The sequence below is a fragment of the Roseibium sediminicola genome (assembly GCF_023156505.1).
Taxonomy (GTDB): domain Bacteria; phylum Pseudomonadota; class Alphaproteobacteria; order Rhizobiales; family Stappiaceae; genus Roseibium; species Roseibium sediminicola.
Window position 1 is genome coordinate 125466 of record NZ_JALNMJ010000013.1, and the last position, 14793, is coordinate 140258.

Below are 14793 nucleotides of genomic sequence, written 5' to 3' on the forward strand. Positions count from 1 at the left end.
GACCTTTCAAGCGGCACAACGCTGACCGGCCGGCCGGAGCAGGCCACCGGAGGCCGTGTTTGGGGACTGGTCAGCCGCGTCCCAGGTTTTGAACGATGAACCATATCGCCCTGCAACCTGCTCCTTGCCGAACAGGCCCCAAACACGGTCAGATCGGTTCCTATCTAATGAGGTTGGTATAACATGACAGCATCGTCTCCCCACACCCAACTTGACGGCCCGCGCCTTGCCCCAGCCTCCGGAAAGCAAGCCCGGCAGCTGGTCGTGATCCTGCATGGGTATGGCGCGGACGGGGCTGACCTGATCGACCTGGGCCGCGCCTGGCAGGGCCAGCTGCCCGATGCCGCCTTCATCGCCCCGGACGCGCCGGAAGGATTGCCCTTCGAAGCCCTGGGTGGACGGCAATGGTTTGCGCTGGAGGAAAGAACTCCGAACGAATACCGGATCGGCGCGGAGGCGGCACAGCCCGTGCTGGACCGGTTTTTGGAGAATGAACTGGCCGCGCTCGGCCTTGATGAGCGTTCCCTTGCCCTTGTCGGCTTCAGCCAGGGCGCGATGATGACCTTTCAATGCGGCCTGCGCCGCAAGACCCCGCCCGCGGCCCTGATCGGCTATTCCGGACTGTTGCCGGGGGCCGGCCGCCTTGACGGCGTCAACACCGCCAGTCCCGTGCTGGTCGTTCATGGCACGGATGACGACGTCGTGCCCGCCTATCACGCCGAAGCGGCACAGACTGCGCTGGCACAGGCCGGCATCTCGTCGGACCTGCATCTGCTTTCCGGTCTCGGCCATTCCATCGACGAACGCGGCATGGTGCTGGGCGGACGGTTCCTTGAAAAGGCTTTCGCCGCCGCGGCACTGCCTTGAGTGCCTGTTCCATTTGGTTAATGGCCTGTTAAGAGTTTTGCAGGATGCTTTGAAGACCTGTGCCGGACCAGGAAGGGCCGGACAAGTCAGGATCCAGGGCCATGCAGATATCCATCGAAACCACCACGCAAAGCACGAGCCTTTATTCGGCGTCGTTTGCCAGTGGCGGTACAGAGGGAAACAAATCTGCGCCGAAAGGCAACGCCTATGGCCACGAGATCGGTCAGCGCAACGGCCATGACAAGGCGCCTGCGGAAAGCCTCCTGGAAGCGGCCAGCAAGAAGGCAGAGGAAGACGCGGTCGTGATCGCCGCGCTTCAGGACGCGGTCGAAAAAGGCAAGGGCAAGGAAGACGACGACAAGGACAAGAGCCTTGCGACCGTCGAGGACTACCAGAAGACCGCCGGCAAGATAAAAGCCGCGCTCGGCGAGGCGGATGGCCCCTCCGCAAATATCGTCTATGAAAGCGCGACCATTTCGACAACCACGATCGAGGCGGAAATCGGCGGCGAAACCCTTTCGGCGCAATTCGTGTCCTTCGAGCGAGTGTCCTATGACAGCGCGACCGGCCTCTCGGTCCGCGCCGCCAATGCCTCGTCCATCGAGGGCGACTTCAGCTACGGCTCGTTCAGCAGCCAGACCGCCTCGGTCAGCGAGCTTTTTGCGGGCACCGGCGACCAGGTTTCGAATTTCCTCGGACTGACGGCCTGAGCCTTCTTTAACTCCCCTTCACTCCGTCATTGCAGGGCTTGACCCTGCAATCCATGCCGTGACCTGAGCCTCATGCAAGGCTTCTCCGTTTGGAAACGAAACGGCATGGATGCCATGGTCGCGCCATGGCATGACGGGGTTGGAAAGACTGGTGCAGGGCGTCTGTCCGCCCTGCCCTGATCATCCGGCTCAGGCCTTTTTCAGATACGCCACCAGAATGTCGAGCGCGGCCTGGAGGTCGGTCTTGTGGATCATTTCCGTGACCGTGTGGATGTAGCGCGTGCCGACGACGATGCCGACGGCTTTCGCGCCGGCAGCCGCCTGCTGGGCGGCGGCGCCGTCCTGGCCGCCGGCGGCCAGCATCGTGCGCTGGAACGGGATCTTGGCCTTTTCGGCAATGGCCTCGATTTCCTTCACCAGCTCCCGGTCGGCAATGAAGCTTGAATCCTTGACATGAAGACCGAAACCTTCGCCCTGGACCGTGGTTCGGTCCTGTTCCGGCACACCCGGCGTGTCGCAGGCAAGCGTGGTGTCGACACCGAAGCCAATGTCGGGCTTGATGGCGAAGGCAGCTGTGCGTGCGCCGCGCAGGCCAACTTCTTCCTGACAGGTGAAGGCAACATGGATCTCGCAATCATGCTTGGCCTTGCCGAGGCCCTTGATCGCCTCGATGCCGAGCCAGCAGGCGATGCGGTTGTCGAGCGCCTTGGAGACGATCTTGTCGCCGATCTCGATCAGCGGTTCGTCCATGGTGACCATGTCGCCGACCTTGACGACGTCCTTGGTCTTTTCGCCGAGACCCAGATCAACCACGAAGTCCTTCGGCTCCGGAACCTTCTTGCGTTCCTCGGGCGAGGAAATGTGGAGCGGCTTGCCGCCCGGGTTCATTACGCCCTTGAAGTCGCCTTCGTCGGTGGAAACCAGAACACGCCGGGAGAAGAGATTGCGCGCATCGAAGCCGCCGACCGGCTGCACATGGGCAAAGCCCTTGTCGGTGACATGGGAGACCAGAAAGCCGATCTCGTCCATGTGGCAGAGCAGCATAACCTTTTTCGGCGTGCCCTTCTTGGAGGCCTTGCGGCTGTCCCGGCGGCACAGGAGCGAGCCCATCGGATCGACGGTGACCTCGTCGAAAAGACCCTTGATTTCGGCCTGGATCAACTCGCGGACACGGTGTTCGTGACCCGGCACTCCTGGGGTTTCGCAAAGGCGGCGCAGCAGATCGATATTCATGGAAAGTCCTGTTGGGGAATTTGAAAACGCGGCGATCCTAGAACCTTTCGCGTTCGGATTGAAGCATTCGATCGACACAAACTTGCGTCAGCGCCTTAACCGATTGCTCGCCATTTCCAAAAAAGGAAGCTCCAAGTGGCCGTTTGCCATTGCAGTGTCGCATTTGATGACAAACATTTAGGTTGAAAACAAGAAGCGCCTCCCGCTGACGCGGGAAGGTGTTGCCCCTTCCTTTCGACCATTCCGGGGACGCGATCATGGCTATGACAAAACGATTTATTCTTTCCATTGACGGTGGCGGTGTGCGCGGCCTCATTCCCGTGCGCATTCTGGAGACGCTGGAAAGCCGGCTCAGCCAGCGCGGCGTTGCCACGCCCTTCCACCAGATCTTCGACCTGATGGCCGGCACGTCCACCGGCGGCCTGATCGCGGCCGGGCTCAGCGCACCGCGCCCGGGCGGCGAAGCCGGTGAAGCCGCCGCGACGATTGCCGAACTCAGGACCTTCTACGAGCGCGAAAGCCGCGACATCTTCAAGTCCTCGATCACCGCCCGGCTGGCACGCACCATCAGCAACCCGCTGGGTCTCTTCGACGAAACCTATGACGCAAGGCCGCTGGAAAAGCTGCTGAAGGAACGCTTCGGCTGGACCTCGATGGCCAGCGGGCTGACCCGGCTGGTGCTGACCGCCTATGACATCGAGCACCGCAAGGCGGTGTTCATGACCAATGGTCTTGAGGAAAACGGCGGCCGCCCGGACGATTATTATTTCTGGCAGGCCGTGCGCGCGACGACGGCGGCACCGTCCTATTTCGAACCGGCCCGCATTGAGAACTTGAGCCGGCGCACGGAGGAAGCCATGGTCGATGGCGGGGTCTTCATGAAGGACCCGGCGATCGCTGCCTATCTTGAAACGCGCAAGCTCGGCTGGGACGAGGACGAGATCGTCATCCTGTCGCTCGGCACCGGACGGGCGAGCGAACGCAGCTTTGCCTATAAAGACGCGATCGGCTGGGGTGCACTCGGCTGGATGCAGCCGTCCAAGGGTGTGCCGATCCTGTCGATCCTTGCCGACGGCCAGTCGCAGACCGCCGCCTACCAGGCCGCGCATCTCTTCAACGAGTTGCCGAAGGTCAGTTATTACCGGCTTGAGGCCGATCTGCCGGCGGAAGCGGAAGACCTGGACAATGCCCGGCCCGGCAACATCATCACCCTGAATGGCGCCGCCGACCGGGTGATCCGCGACAACACGGTCTTTCTGGACACGTTCGCTGATATGTTGACAGAGCATGTCAATTCCCCGGAAACGGGTGCGGACACGCCCGATTTGGTGCATGCTGCCTGAAGAGCACACTGGCCTCGGGGCCGCTGATCAGCGTTGCACGTGCCCCGGACTGGCGAAGAGACCGGCACTTGAGGGTTCGACGTGACCAAAGCCAATGTCCAGATGGAGCGCCTGCCGCTTCTGATCCGAAAAAAGCTCCTGACCGGGCTCGCCGGTTTCGGGTTGGCCCTGATGGCGGCAGCAAACACTGCCGCAGCCGTTCCGGTGCCGTCACCGAAACCTGGCGGGACGGTGGTCGAGGACTATACGCCGAGCGTCCAGATCGTTGCCGGCGCGCCGATCCCGATCAAGAAACGCGCGGTGCCGGAAGGCTATGTCGCCAGCCGGCCAAAGCTGGTTCTCCATTCGGACTTTCCCGCCAAGAACTATTTCGGCAATACCGACGGCCCGGCCCCGCTGAAGGCGCGCGCCATCGGGTCCTATGCCAAGGGCTGCCTTGCGGGCGGCGCGGCGCTGCCACCGGATGGCCCGACCTGGCAGGCGATGCGCCTCTCCCGCAACCGCAATTGGGGCCATCCCGAACTGATCGACTATCTCAAGGACCTTGCCAAAGACGCGCCCAAGATCGGCTGGAACGGGTTGCTGGTCGGCGATCTGGCGCAGCCGCGCGGCGGCCCGATGCTGTCGGGCCATGCCAGCCACCAGATCGGCCTTGACGCAGATATCTGGCTGACGGAAATGCCGAAAGAGCGGCTCAGCCGGGAGCAGCGCGAAGAGATTTCGGCGATTTCAATGCTGATCGGCCCGATGGACGTGAAGGGCGCCGACCGCCGGGTCGATCCGAAAAAATGGACAGACACCCACGCCAGGCTGATCCGGCGCGCGGCGTCCGACAGGCGGGTCGCCCGGATCTTCGTCAATCCGACCATCAAGAAAGCGCTGTGCAACTTCGAGAAGAGCAAGGACCGGGCCTGGCTGCGCAAGATCCGTCCCTGGTGGGGCCATCACTATCACTTCCATGTCCGCCTTGCCTGTCCCAAGGGCAGCGCAGGCTGCAAGGACCAGAACCCGCCGCCCCCCGGCGACGGTTGTGGCGAAAACCTGACCTACTGGCTGTCGGACGAACCCTGGGTGCCGAAAAACCCGCCGAAACCCGGTGAGAAGCCGAAGGTCGTCAAGAAACGGCCGATGGCGCTGGCCGCCCTGCCGAACGAGTGCCGCAACGTGCTGACCGCGCAGTGATCGGGAAATTGCTCCTGTTGTCTTCCCGGACGCAGCGCAGCGTAGAACCGGGACAAAGGACTCCCGGGCGGAACTCGTATTAATAGACGCAAATTATGAAGGTTCCCGGTCCCCGCTTCCGCGGGGATAACATCTGGGGAAACAGATCCCCAACCTCAACCACCGTCATTCCGGATCGGTGATCGGAGGGGAGAGGCAGGCCAGCCGCCTCACCCTTCCGGCGCGTCGGTTTCCTTCAGCACCTTCGTCAGGAACACCAGATCCAGCCAGCGGCCGAATTTTGTGCCGGTCTGGGGCAGGCGCCCGGTCACTTCGAAGCCGAGGGATTGATGCAGACCGATGGACGCGCTGTTGGCCCCGTCGACACCGCCGACCAGCAGGTGAATGCCATTGCCCTCAGCAATCTCCATCAGACGGTTCATCAGGACGCGGCCAATGCCCTTCCGGTGTTCGGCCGGATCGACATAGACCGTGTGTTCGGCCGTGAAGCGATACCCTTCCTTGGCGCGGAACGGCCCATAACTGGCAAAGCCGACGACCTTGTCTTCCCCGTTCACCGCGACGATCACCGGTAGGCCCTGGTTTTTCCGGCCCTCGAACCAGGTAAGCCGGTCGTTCAAGGTTTCTTCGCGGTTCGTCCAGGCCGCTGTCGTTTCGCGCACCGCGTGATTGTAGAGCGCAAGAATGGCGGGAACGTCTTCGGCTTTGGCGTCACGGATGTGCATGTCGATCTCGGGTTCGGGACAATCTCTTGTTATCGGAAGTCACTCTTATTCTCATTTGAAGTTGATTTGCCACGGCAAAAACCGCTCGCGAGATACGTCATTTGCCGGCGCACGCTCCGCCGCCTTGCACAGCGGTTCGATCACCGGCCGCCTCTACGTCAAAAAACCACCGGAATTCAGCCCTCTGGCGCGTCATTCCACTAGTCGAAAGCGAATTGCGGTGGTAAAGGGGCGGCCATGACGACGCAGAAGCTTTCCAACATCCGCAACTTTTCCATCGTGGCGCACATCGATCACGGCAAGTCGACGCTGGCCGACCGCCTGATCCAGATGACCGGCACCTTGACCGACCGTGAAATGACCGAGCAGGTGCTCGACTCGATGGACATCGAGCGCGAGCGCGGCATCACGATCAAGGCGCAGACCGTACGCCTGATCTACAATGCCAAGGACGGCGAACAATATACGCTGAACCTGATCGACACCCCGGGCCACGTCGACTTTGCCTATGAAGTGTCCCGCTCTCTGGCGGCCTGCGAAGGCTCGCTGCTGGTGGTCGATGCCTCGCAGGGCGTGGAAGCGCAGACGCTCGCCAACGTCTATCAGGCGATCGACAATGATCACGAGATCGTCACGGTCCTCAACAAGATCGACCTGCCGGCCGCCGAACCGGACCGGATCAAGGAACAGATCGAGGATGTCATCGGCATCGATGCCTCCGAAGCCTGCATGATCTCGGCCAAGACCGGGCTCGGAGTCGACACCGTGCTGGAAGCGATCGTCCAGAAACTGCCGCCCCCGGAAGGCGACCCGGACGACACGCTGAAAGCCATGCTGGTCGACAGCTGGTACGATACGTATCTGGGCGTGATGGTGCTGGTTCGCGTGATCAACGGCTCCCTCAAGCGGGGCCAGAAGATCAAGATGATGGGCACGGGCGCTGCCTACGACGTCGACCGTGTCGGCGTCATGACCCCGAAATTCCTGCAGGTGGACGAGCTGAAGGCCGGCGAGATCGGTGTCATCACCGGCTCGATCAAGGAAGTCGCAGACACCCGGGTTGGCGATACCATCACACTCGACAAGAAACCCTGCGCCGAAGCGCTGCCGGGCTTCAAGCCGGCGCAGCCGGTGGTGTTCTGCGGGCTGTTCCCGGTCGACGCCAATGACTTCGACGACCTGCGCGCCGCGATGGGCAAGTTGCGTCTCAACGACGCCAGCTTCTCCTACGAAATGGAAACGTCCGCGGCGCTCGGCTTCGGGTTCCGCTGCGGCTTCCTGGGGCTCCTCCACCTGGAAATCATCCAGGAACGGCTCTACCGTGAATTCGACCTCGATCTGATCGCCACCGCACCGTCGGTCGTCTACGAGATGTCGCTGACGGATGGGTCGAACATAGACCTGCACAATCCGGCGGACATGCCGGACGTGGTCAAGATCAGCGAAATCCGCGAACCGTGGATCCGGGCGACGATCATGACGCCCGACGACTATCTGGGCGGCATCCTCAAGCTCTGCCAAGAACGGCGCGGCCTGCAGGTGGACCTTTCTTATGTCGGCTCACGTGCGCTTGTCGCCTATGACCTGCCGCTCAACGAGGTGGTCTTCGACTTCTACGACCGGCTGAAATCGATCTCCAAGGGTTACGCCTCCTTCGACTACCAGCTCTCCGACTACCGGGCGGGCGATCTGGTCAGGATGTCGATCCTGGTGAACGACGAACCGGTGGACGCACTCTCCATGCTGGTGCACCGCAGCCAGGCGGAACGGCGCGGCCGCGCCATGTGCGAGAAGCTGAAGGAACTGATCCCGCGGCACATGTTCAAGATCCCGATCCAGGCCGCCATCGGCGGCCGGGTGATCGCCCGCGAGACCATCTCCGCCCTGCGCAAGGACGTGACCGCCAAATGTTACGGCGGCGACGCCACCCGCAAGCGCAAGCTGCTGGAAAAGCAGAAGGCGGGCAAGAAGAAGATGCGCCAGTTCGGCAAGGTCGAGATCCCTCAGGAAGCCTTCATTCAAGCCCTGAAGATGGATGAGTGAGCCCCGGTCACGCTTCGCGTGACCAATCGATCCGGTGGATCGATTGGAGGGGCGAACGCCCGTGAGGGTAAGGCGCGCAGCGCCGTCGAGCGGGCAAGCGACCTGAACGGAGCGCCAAACAACAAATCCAGCGCCTGCGTTTACGAGGTCTCAGTCCTGGCTGCGCCAAACCGGGAAGACAAACGGAGAAGGCTTTGCCGTTCCCGTCCGAAACCTCGTAGAACGGCGGAGTTCTGTCTACCCGAGCCCCACCCAACAAGGACCCGCAATGAGCCTCGAACAATCCCTCCGCGACCGCGCCGGTAACGCCTGCGAAGTCTGCGGCGCTACCGAAGCCCTCAAGCAACTTGACGTCGGCCCGGGCTCTGACGGTACGGCGGATATGGCTGTCCTGGTTTGCACCACCTGCGCGGAGCAGATCTCTGGCATGGCGAACCTTGACCCGAACCACCTGCGCTGCCTCAACGAGGCGGCCTGGAGCCAGGTGCCGCCAGTGCAGGTGACGGCCTACCGCCTGCTGTCGCGGATGCCGGAGGAAAGCTGGGCACGGGATCTTCTGGACATGCTCTACCTGGACGACGAGACGCTTGCCTGGGCAAAGGCCGGCCAGGAAGGCGGGACCGGCGACGACACCGGAGTGGTGCACAAGGACACCCATGGCGCGGTTCTGAGTGCCGGCGACACCGTCACCCTGATCAAGGACCTCAAGGTCAAGGGCGCGGGCTTCACCGCCAAGCGAGGCACCGCGGTTCGCAATATCAGCCTGGTTGCCGACAATGCGGAGCAGATCGAAGGCCGCGTCAACGACCAGCGCATCGTCATCCTGACCGAATTCGTGAAAAAAGCCTGACACGGGTTTCCCCCGAACGACCGCCACCCTTTCAGACCGTCAGCCGGTCTCCCGAAATGCCTTCAGAATCGCCGATGTCACCGGTTCCCCTTCCCGGCAGAACAGCGCCATCCGTGTTCTGGGAAGTTCCGGCAAACGGTAGGTCTCGCCAACGTCCCGGCTGCCTGCCGGCAGATTGCGCCGGTCGAGACAGGCAATGCCGAGTCCGGCGCCAACGGCCGCCTGGACGGCGCTGACACCGGTGCCGGTGAAAACGTCCTCGTGGACAATGCCGGCTTCCTTCAGCGTCGCCGTCGCCAGTTTCCGGAGCGCGCAGCTTCCGGTCAACGCGACCAGCGGAAAGGCCGCTCCCGTCTCCCAGACAAAATCCTTTGAAGCCGTCCAGACAAGGTCTTCCTCGAAGGCTGTCAGACCATTGGCCTCGACATCCTCCGAGCGCACCATGACCGCATTGAAGAGACCCGCCTTGTAGTCCCGGAAAAGATTGTCCGAGAGACCAACCGTGACATGCCATTGGCTGCCAGGCAGTGCGTCGCTCAGGCTCGCGATGATGCGCGGCAGCCGGTCTCCGGCGGCGTGGTCGCTGATGCCGAGACGATAGCGCCTTGCGGCCTCCGTGCCGGCGACACGCGCGGCCACCCTGTCATGCAGATCGATGAGCTCCCGGGCATCGTTCAGGAACCGTGCCCCGAACGGGGTCAGCTGCACGGACCGCGGCGAGCGGGCAAGCAGCGCATCGCCCAGCCTGTCTTCCAGCTTGCGGATCTTCACGCTGACCGCAGACTGGCTGGCCCCCAGCATCTGCCCGGCGCGCGTGAAGCTGCCGGTTTCCGAGACACGCACGAAAGCGCGCAAAAGGTCCATGTCGAGATCGTTCATGCAATCATTATAAAATCGGATTTTTGAAATATCAAAGATTTGTTTTTCTTATTTAAGGATGAGAGTTAGCGTGTCTGCATCATAGACAAGACACGGAGGCCACCATGCCGCTGACACAAGTTTCCATCCGCAAGGGCTCGAAGACGGAAGCGCAGAAAAACACGCTTCTGAACGAGATCTACCAGGCCATGCGCGAGACGTTCGACGTGCCCGAAGACGACCGCTTCATGACCATCACCGAACACGCCCCGGAAGACTTCGTCTTCGGCCGGCATTACATGAACATTGCCCGCTCCGACGATCTGATCCTGATCCTCTTGACCGTCAGCGACACACGCACGGTTCAGAAAAAACAGGCGCTGTTCAAGCGGATCGCGACCGGCCTGGTGCGGGAACTCGGCGTGCGCCCGGAAGACATCTTCATCAATCTGGTGGAGACCAGGATGGAGAACTGGTCCTTCGGGAACGGCATTGCGCAATACGCGGACAGGGCACCGGCAATGGCTTGAGGCTGCAGCGCTTTGCAGACCGAAGCTTTCATTATACTCTTGCGCCAGTTTGGCGGAGAGTTCGATGGCACCCAAGATACCCGTTTCCATTCCGGTGGATCCCCGGCTGGCAAAACAGGCCGGGGACCTGAAGGTCGACCTCAGCAAAGCGGCCGAGGACGGCCTCACACGTGCGGTGCAAGAAGAGCGGGAACGTCTGTGGCGGCTTGAAAACGCCGGCGCCATCGAAGCGGCCAATGCCTTTGTCGATGAAAACGGCCTGCCCTTCGACCGGCACCGGCAGTTTTGATGGCCCGGTTCGACGTCCGGCGGCTCGACAATTCGGCTTATCTGGCGCTGGAACTGCAGGCTGACCTGCTGGACGGGTTCAATACAAGGGTCGTGGCACCGCTGATCCCGAAGGAAGATATTGGCGGCCATATCTCACGGCTCAATCCGGTGTTCACGATTGGCGGTGGAACCTATGTCATGCTGACCCAGCACCTGGCCGCGGTGCCCACGACCGAGCTCGGCGACGTGGTCTGCAATCTCGGCAAGCACCGGGACGATATTACGGCTGCGACGGATTTCCTGTTCCAGGGGTTTTGAACGCTGCAAAACAGAAACGGCGCCGGGCCGAAGCCCAGGCGCCGTTTTCTGGTCCTGGTTCTGTCCAACCGGCCAGCATTGTCGGGGGCCGATCAGAATTCTTGAGGGACCGGCCTCTCGGCCCGTCCGATGCCTTAGCGCCGGTTGAGCGGCAGGTCGGCCAGTTCACGCTGGCTCATGCGGACGACGGCCGGATGGGACAGCGGGTCGGTGCGGTCATAGGCCGAAGCCGGGGTTGCCCGGAACTGGCGGCGCATAAACAGTTTCATCATGAGGTTCAATCTCCTTTTTGTTGTTTTTCTCATGGCCAAATTCCTTTTCTTGAATTTAGCTATGCTGACTATATACGGCGCATCTTCTCCAAAAAAAATCGACTTCTTCTGAGTTTCGCTTTAGTTTTTCTAAAATGAAGAACCTCAGTCGCATTCATCTCTCGGGCCTCAGGGCCGTGGAGGCCGTCGGCCGGCTCGGCTCGGTCAAGGCGGCAGCCGACGAGCTCGGCGTCACCGTCGGCGCCGTCAGCCAACAGGTGCAGAAGACCGAGGCCCAGCTCGGGGTGCAGCTGTTCGAGCGCCAGAACCGGGCGCTGCTGCCGACGGCCCATGTGCTGGCAATGCAGCCACACCTGACGAGTGCGATGTCGTCCCTGTCGACGGCAATCGCCACCACCCAGCGCGGGCGCGAGGACGCGCTGACCATCTCCGTCGCGCCCGTCTTTGCCGGCAAGTGGCTGGTCTGGCATTTGAAAAACTTCAACAAGGCCCATCCGGGGATCCGGGTGCGCGTCGAGGCAACGGTCGATCTGGTTGACCCGGACACCAGCGATGTCGATCTGTGCATCCGTGTCGGCAACGGCCCCTATCCCGGCCTCAATGCCGAAAAACTGCTCAACCAGCGGATCTTCCCCGTCTGCAGCCCGGCGCTCGCCAGGGAGATCAGGGAGCCAAAGGACATCGGCAAGCTGCCGATCATCCGCGACCCGGGCCAGATGTTCACCTGGAAAACCTGGCTCGATCTCTTCGGTCTCGACGAAAGCATCCTGCAAGACGGCCCGACCTTTTCCGACGGCTCGCTGTGCCTCGACGCTGCGATTGCCGGCCAGGGCGTCTTTCTCGCCTGGGAGACCCTTGCCGTCTACGCGGTCAAATCCGGCCAGGTGATCGCCCCCTTCCCGGAGCGCCCGGCGACTGGCAGTGCCTATTGGCTGATCAGCGGCAAAAACGCGCCGCGTACAAAGGCCAAGCAGGCGTTCGGCGACTGGCTGAAGGAGGAGCTGCAGAGCTCGATCGGCCGGCCGAAGGGGGCTGATGTGGTGGAAGCCTAACTGAAAAAGGCTCACATCTAGTCCACACCAGTGATGGATCTTCCGAGAACATCCGCCTTGACCGCGCCGCGCATGCCCATGGGCTGGGGTTTCCCCGTCGTGCTGTCCTTGCGCGTCTGCGCCTCCAACTCGCCGTTGAGTTCCGCGCCGAACAGAACGATATAGGCGGACATCCAAAGCCACATGAGCAGGATGATGACGCCGGCCAGGCTACCGAAGGTCTTGTTGTAGCTGCCGAAATTGGCCACATAGACGGAGAAGCCGTAAGACGCGGCCATCCAGAGCAGGCACGCAAGCACGGCCCCCGGCGTGATCCATTTCCATTTGGCGTCCGCCCTTGAAGGCCCGAACCGATAGACGAGCGACAGGCCCGTGACCGTCAGCAGTGCCATCACAAGCCATCGAAACGCGGAGAAAGCCGCTTCCATCCAGGCCGGCAATTGCACGATGCTGAAGACGGCCGGCAGCAGCAAGGCCGACACCAATCCCATGATGAAAGCCACGACCAGGATCAGTGACAGGACAAGGGTCAGGGCGTTAAGCTGGAAGAACCCGCGCTTTTCGGTTTCGCCATAAGCGACGTTGAGCCCTTCCATCATGCTGGCGATGCCCCTTGAAACCGAATAGAGGGACAAGACCAGACTGAAGGCGAAAGCCAGCCCGAGACCGGTGCCGCGCGCGCCCGCAACGCTTTGCGCCTGGTCCAGTATGATCAGGGCCGCTTCCTGCGGAACGACCGACTTGATCAATTCAAGCTGCCTTGCGATCTCGACCGGCTCCACGACCAGACCCGAAAGCGCCATCAAGGCAGTGATTGCCGGAAAAATCGCCAGAAGACCGTAAAACGCCACACCCGCCGCTATCAGGCCGACATGGTCGCGCTCCATGGCCAGCCAGACACGATAGGCGACATCCAGCCATCCCAGCGGTGGTATCTCTGCGGGTGTCTCCGCCGTGCGGCCACGTGACATGCTTCCCCCTTCGATCTTCGGCACCGCAGCCAATGAAAAGCAGCCGCGGCCTTGCCAACATTGGGAGTAAACGCGCACGCACGCCGGGGGTTCCGCTTGCCCGCCGACCTGCATGCGCCCCGGTGCGCCTTCCGGCACCCGCGATAGCGCCATTTCCGCTTGCCATCCGTCCGGCATTGAGTACATTGACGCCCATGAGCAACCGCAGCGCAGATATTCGCCGCAAGGGCGACATGACCGGCACCTCGGGCCTGGCAATGGCTGCGGCGCGCCTCATCGAGCTGCAGGGCCCTGCCTGCGGCCGATTTATGCGCTAAGGCGCTTTTATTCCCGCGCTTTTCTCTTCACCGGTGCGTCACGCAATAATGCGTTTCAGGCCGTGGCTTTCCACGCCATTATTCGCTAAAAGACCCCGACTTTCTGTTTCGACACCTCCGCGCGCATCGCGCGAACCGACGACCGAGTACGCATGTCCAATCTCGATACACTTGAATCCGAACTTCTGGCCGCCATTGAGAGCGCCGCGAGTGAAGCCGCCCTGGAAGAGATCCGGGTGCAGGCCCTGGGCAAGAAGGGCAAGATCTCCGAGCAGATGAAAACACTCGGCAAGATGAGCCCGGAAGAGCGCCAGGTCATGGGCCCGGCGCTGAACGGCCTGAAGGCCAAGGTCACCGACGCCCTCGCCGCCCGCAAGGACGTTCTGGCCGAGGCCGCCCTGGAAGCCCGCCTGGCCAGCGAAACCGTCGACGTCACGCTGCCTCTGCGCCCGTCGCCCGCCGAAACCGGCCGGGTGCATCCGGTCAGCCAGGTGATCGACGAACTGACCGCGATCTTCGCCGACATGGGCTTTTCCATCGCCGAAGGCCCGGACATCGAAACCGATGAATTGAACTTCACCGCGCTGAACTTCCCTGAAGGCCACCCGGCGCGCGAGATGCATGACACGTTCTTCTTCAACGAACGGCAAGACAGCGAGCGCCTGCTGCTGCGCACGCACACCTCCCCGGTGCAGATCCGCACCATGCGCAACCAGGAACCGCCGATCCGCGTGATCATCCCGGGCCGGACCTATCGTTGCGACAGCGACCAGACCCACACGCCGATGTTCCACCAGGTCGAAGGCCTCGTCATCGACAAGGAAAGCCATTTCGGCCACCTGAAATGGATCCTGCACGAGTTCTGCAAGTCCTTCTTCGAGGTCGACGATATCAAGATGCGGTTCCGGCCGAGCTTCTTCCCGTTCACCGAACCGTCCATGGAAGTCGACATCCAGTGCGACCGGTCCGGCGGCGAGGTCAAGATCGGCCAGGGCGAGGATTGGCTCGAAATCCTCGGCTGCGGCATGGTCCATCCGAATGTGATCCGCAATTGCGGCCTCGACCCGGATGTCTATCAGGGCTTTGCCTGGGGCATGGGCATCGACCGCATCGCCATGCTGAAATACGGCATGCCGGACTTGCGTGCCTTCTTTGACGCGGATGTACGCTGGATCCAGCATTACGGCTTCCGCCCTCTCGACCTGCCGACCCTGTTCGGCGGTCTGTCCAGTTAACCTTCGGAACGGGGGCA

17 protein-coding genes are annotated in these 14793 nt (G+C 62.0%); 12 read left to right on the forward strand and 5 right to left on the reverse strand.

Features of this window, described 5'->3' with window-relative positions:
* Positions 1–183 precede the first annotated feature (183 nt).
* Both M0H32_RS18285 and M0H32_RS18290 read left to right on the forward strand, forming a co-directional pair.
* A complete protein-coding gene (locus M0H32_RS18285; RefSeq protein WP_248156528.1) occupies positions 184–867 on the forward strand; it encodes an alpha/beta hydrolase in 684 nt (227 codons plus the stop codon).
* A gap of 101 nt (positions 868–968) precedes the next feature.
* Complete coding sequence (locus M0H32_RS18290; RefSeq protein WP_248156530.1) at positions 969–1577, forward strand: hypothetical protein; 609 nt, start codon at positions 969–971, stop codon at positions 1575–1577.
* Between the two features lie 189 nt (positions 1578–1766).
* On the opposite strand, the gene M0H32_RS18295 is transcribed toward M0H32_RS18290, so the two are convergent.
* Positions 1767–2810, reverse strand: coding sequence for a M42 family metallopeptidase (locus tag M0H32_RS18295; protein ID WP_248156532.1), 1044 nt, complete (start codon positions 2808–2810; stop codon positions 1767–1769).
* Positions 2811–3067: 257 nt separating this feature from the next.
* Between M0H32_RS18295 and M0H32_RS18300 the strand changes: the two genes are divergently transcribed.
* Together M0H32_RS18300 and mepA are read left to right on the forward strand one after the other, a co-directional pair.
* On the forward strand, positions 3068–4153 hold the full coding sequence (locus tag M0H32_RS18300; RefSeq protein WP_248156534.1) for a patatin-like phospholipase family protein: 1086 nt from the start codon (positions 3068–3070) through the stop codon (positions 4151–4153).
* Between the two features lie 171 nt (positions 4154–4324).
* Entirely contained in the window at positions 4325–5335 is a 1011-nt protein-coding gene (mepA, locus tag M0H32_RS18305; protein ID WP_282449442.1) for a penicillin-insensitive murein endopeptidase, read from the forward strand.
* Positions 5336–5544: 209 nt separating this feature from the next.
* Here mepA and M0H32_RS18310 read toward each other — a convergent pair whose 3' ends face one another.
* Complete coding sequence (locus M0H32_RS18310) at positions 5545–6060, reverse strand: GNAT family N-acetyltransferase (RefSeq protein ID WP_248156538.1); 516 nt, start codon at positions 6058–6060, stop codon at positions 5545–5547.
* A 237-nt stretch (positions 6061–6297) separates the two neighbouring features.
* On the opposite strand from M0H32_RS18310, the gene lepA reads away from it, so the two are divergent.
* Entirely contained in the window at positions 6298–8103 is a 1806-nt protein-coding gene (gene lepA, locus M0H32_RS18315; protein ID WP_248156540.1) for a translation elongation factor 4, read from the forward strand.
* A 268-nt stretch (positions 8104–8371) separates the two neighbouring features.
* Positions 8372–8953 carry a PhnA domain-containing protein gene (locus M0H32_RS18320; RefSeq protein WP_248156542.1) on the forward strand — a complete coding sequence of 194 codons (582 nt, stop codon included), beginning with the start codon at positions 8372–8374 and terminating at the stop codon, positions 8951–8953.
* 39 nt (positions 8954–8992) lie between these two features.
* On the opposite strand, the gene M0H32_RS18325 is transcribed toward M0H32_RS18320, so the two are convergent.
* Complete coding sequence (locus tag M0H32_RS18325) at positions 8993–9832, reverse strand: LysR family transcriptional regulator (protein ID WP_248156544.1); 840 nt, start codon at positions 9830–9832, stop codon at positions 8993–8995.
* A 104-nt stretch (positions 9833–9936) separates the two neighbouring features.
* Here M0H32_RS18325 and M0H32_RS18330 point away from each other — a divergent pair, with 104 nt between their 5' ends.
* From M0H32_RS18330 to M0H32_RS18340, 3 genes are all read left to right on the forward strand, one after another.
* Positions 9937–10341, forward strand: a complete 405-nt coding sequence (locus tag M0H32_RS18330) for a tautomerase family protein (RefSeq protein WP_248156545.1) — start codon at positions 9937–9939, stop codon at positions 10339–10341.
* A 64-nt stretch (positions 10342–10405) separates the two neighbouring features.
* Positions 10406–10630, forward strand: a complete 225-nt coding sequence (locus M0H32_RS18335) for a type II toxin-antitoxin system CcdA family antitoxin (RefSeq protein ID WP_248156546.1) — start codon at positions 10406–10408, stop codon at positions 10628–10630.
* Positions 10630–10929 (forward strand): CcdB family protein, encoded by a 300-nt coding sequence (locus M0H32_RS18340; protein WP_248156547.1) that lies wholly within the window; start codon positions 10630–10632, stop codon positions 10927–10929. The genes M0H32_RS18335 and M0H32_RS18340 overlap by 1 nt, the downstream gene beginning before the upstream one ends.
* Before the next feature lie 134 nt (positions 10930–11063).
* Here M0H32_RS18340 and M0H32_RS18345 read toward each other — a convergent pair whose 3' ends face one another.
* Complete coding sequence (locus M0H32_RS18345; RefSeq protein WP_248156548.1) at positions 11064–11201, reverse strand: hypothetical protein; 138 nt, start codon at positions 11199–11201, stop codon at positions 11064–11066.
* Between the two features lie 134 nt (positions 11202–11335).
* Between M0H32_RS18345 and M0H32_RS18350 the strand changes: the two genes are divergently transcribed.
* Entirely contained in the window at positions 11336–12253 is a 918-nt protein-coding gene (locus M0H32_RS18350; RefSeq protein ID WP_248156549.1) for a LysR substrate-binding domain-containing protein, read from the forward strand.
* A 17-nt stretch (positions 12254–12270) separates the two neighbouring features.
* On the opposite strand, the gene M0H32_RS18355 is transcribed toward M0H32_RS18350, so the two are convergent.
* Entirely contained in the window at positions 12271–13224 is a 954-nt protein-coding gene (locus M0H32_RS18355) for a YihY/virulence factor BrkB family protein (protein WP_248156551.1), read from the reverse strand.
* Positions 13225–13418: 194 nt separating this feature from the next.
* Here M0H32_RS18355 and M0H32_RS29530 point away from each other — a divergent pair, with 194 nt between their 5' ends.
* Together M0H32_RS29530 and pheS are read left to right on the forward strand one after the other, a co-directional pair.
* Positions 13419–13541 carry a hypothetical protein gene (locus M0H32_RS29530; protein WP_282449432.1) on the forward strand — a complete coding sequence of 41 codons (123 nt, stop codon included), beginning with the start codon at positions 13419–13421 and terminating at the stop codon, positions 13539–13541.
* A 152-nt stretch (positions 13542–13693) separates the two neighbouring features.
* Entirely contained in the window at positions 13694–14776 is a 1083-nt protein-coding gene (pheS, locus tag M0H32_RS18360) for a phenylalanine--tRNA ligase subunit alpha (protein WP_248156553.1), read from the forward strand.
* Positions 14777–14793: the final 17 nt, after the last annotated feature.

Coding starts and splice junctions, on each gene's coding strand:
- M0H32_RS18285 (WP_248156528.1), top strand. CDS start 184: ATGACAGCATCGTCTCCCCACACCCAACTTGACGGCCCGCGCCTTGCC.
- M0H32_RS18290 (WP_248156530.1), top strand. CDS start 969: ATGCAGATATCCATCGAAACCACCACGCAAAGCACGAGCCTTTATTCG.
- M0H32_RS18295 (WP_248156532.1), bottom strand. CDS start 2,810: ATGAATATCGATCTGCTGCGCCGCCTTTGCGAAACCCCAGGAGTGCCG.
- M0H32_RS18300 (WP_248156534.1), top strand. CDS start 3,068: ATGGCTATGACAAAACGATTTATTCTTTCCATTGACGGTGGCGGTGTG.
- mepA (WP_282449442.1), top strand. CDS start 4,325: ATGGCGGCAGCAAACACTGCCGCAGCCGTTCCGGTGCCGTCACCGAAA.
- M0H32_RS18310 (WP_248156538.1), bottom strand. CDS start 6,060: ATGCACATCCGTGACGCCAAAGCCGAAGACGTTCCCGCCATTCTTGCG.
- lepA (WP_248156540.1), top strand. CDS start 6,298: ATGACGACGCAGAAGCTTTCCAACATCCGCAACTTTTCCATCGTGGCG.
- M0H32_RS18320 (WP_248156542.1), top strand. CDS start 8,372: ATGAGCCTCGAACAATCCCTCCGCGACCGCGCCGGTAACGCCTGCGAA.
- M0H32_RS18325 (WP_248156544.1), bottom strand. CDS start 9,832: ATGAACGATCTCGACATGGACCTTTTGCGCGCTTTCGTGCGTGTCTCG.
- M0H32_RS18330 (WP_248156545.1), top strand. CDS start 9,937: ATGCCGCTGACACAAGTTTCCATCCGCAAGGGCTCGAAGACGGAAGCG.
- M0H32_RS18335 (WP_248156546.1), top strand. CDS start 10,406: ATGGCACCCAAGATACCCGTTTCCATTCCGGTGGATCCCCGGCTGGCA.
- M0H32_RS18340 (WP_248156547.1), top strand. CDS start 10,630: ATGGCCCGGTTCGACGTCCGGCGGCTCGACAATTCGGCTTATCTGGCG.
- M0H32_RS18345 (WP_248156548.1), bottom strand. CDS start 11,201: ATGATGAAACTGTTTATGCGCCGCCAGTTCCGGGCAACCCCGGCTTCG.
- M0H32_RS18350 (WP_248156549.1), top strand. CDS start 11,336: ATGAAGAACCTCAGTCGCATTCATCTCTCGGGCCTCAGGGCCGTGGAG.
- M0H32_RS18355 (WP_248156551.1), bottom strand. CDS start 13,224: ATGTCACGTGGCCGCACGGCGGAGACACCCGCAGAGATACCACCGCTG.
- M0H32_RS29530 (WP_282449432.1), top strand. CDS start 13,419: ATGAGCAACCGCAGCGCAGATATTCGCCGCAAGGGCGACATGACCGGC.
- pheS (WP_248156553.1), top strand. CDS start 13,694: ATGTCCAATCTCGATACACTTGAATCCGAACTTCTGGCCGCCATTGAG.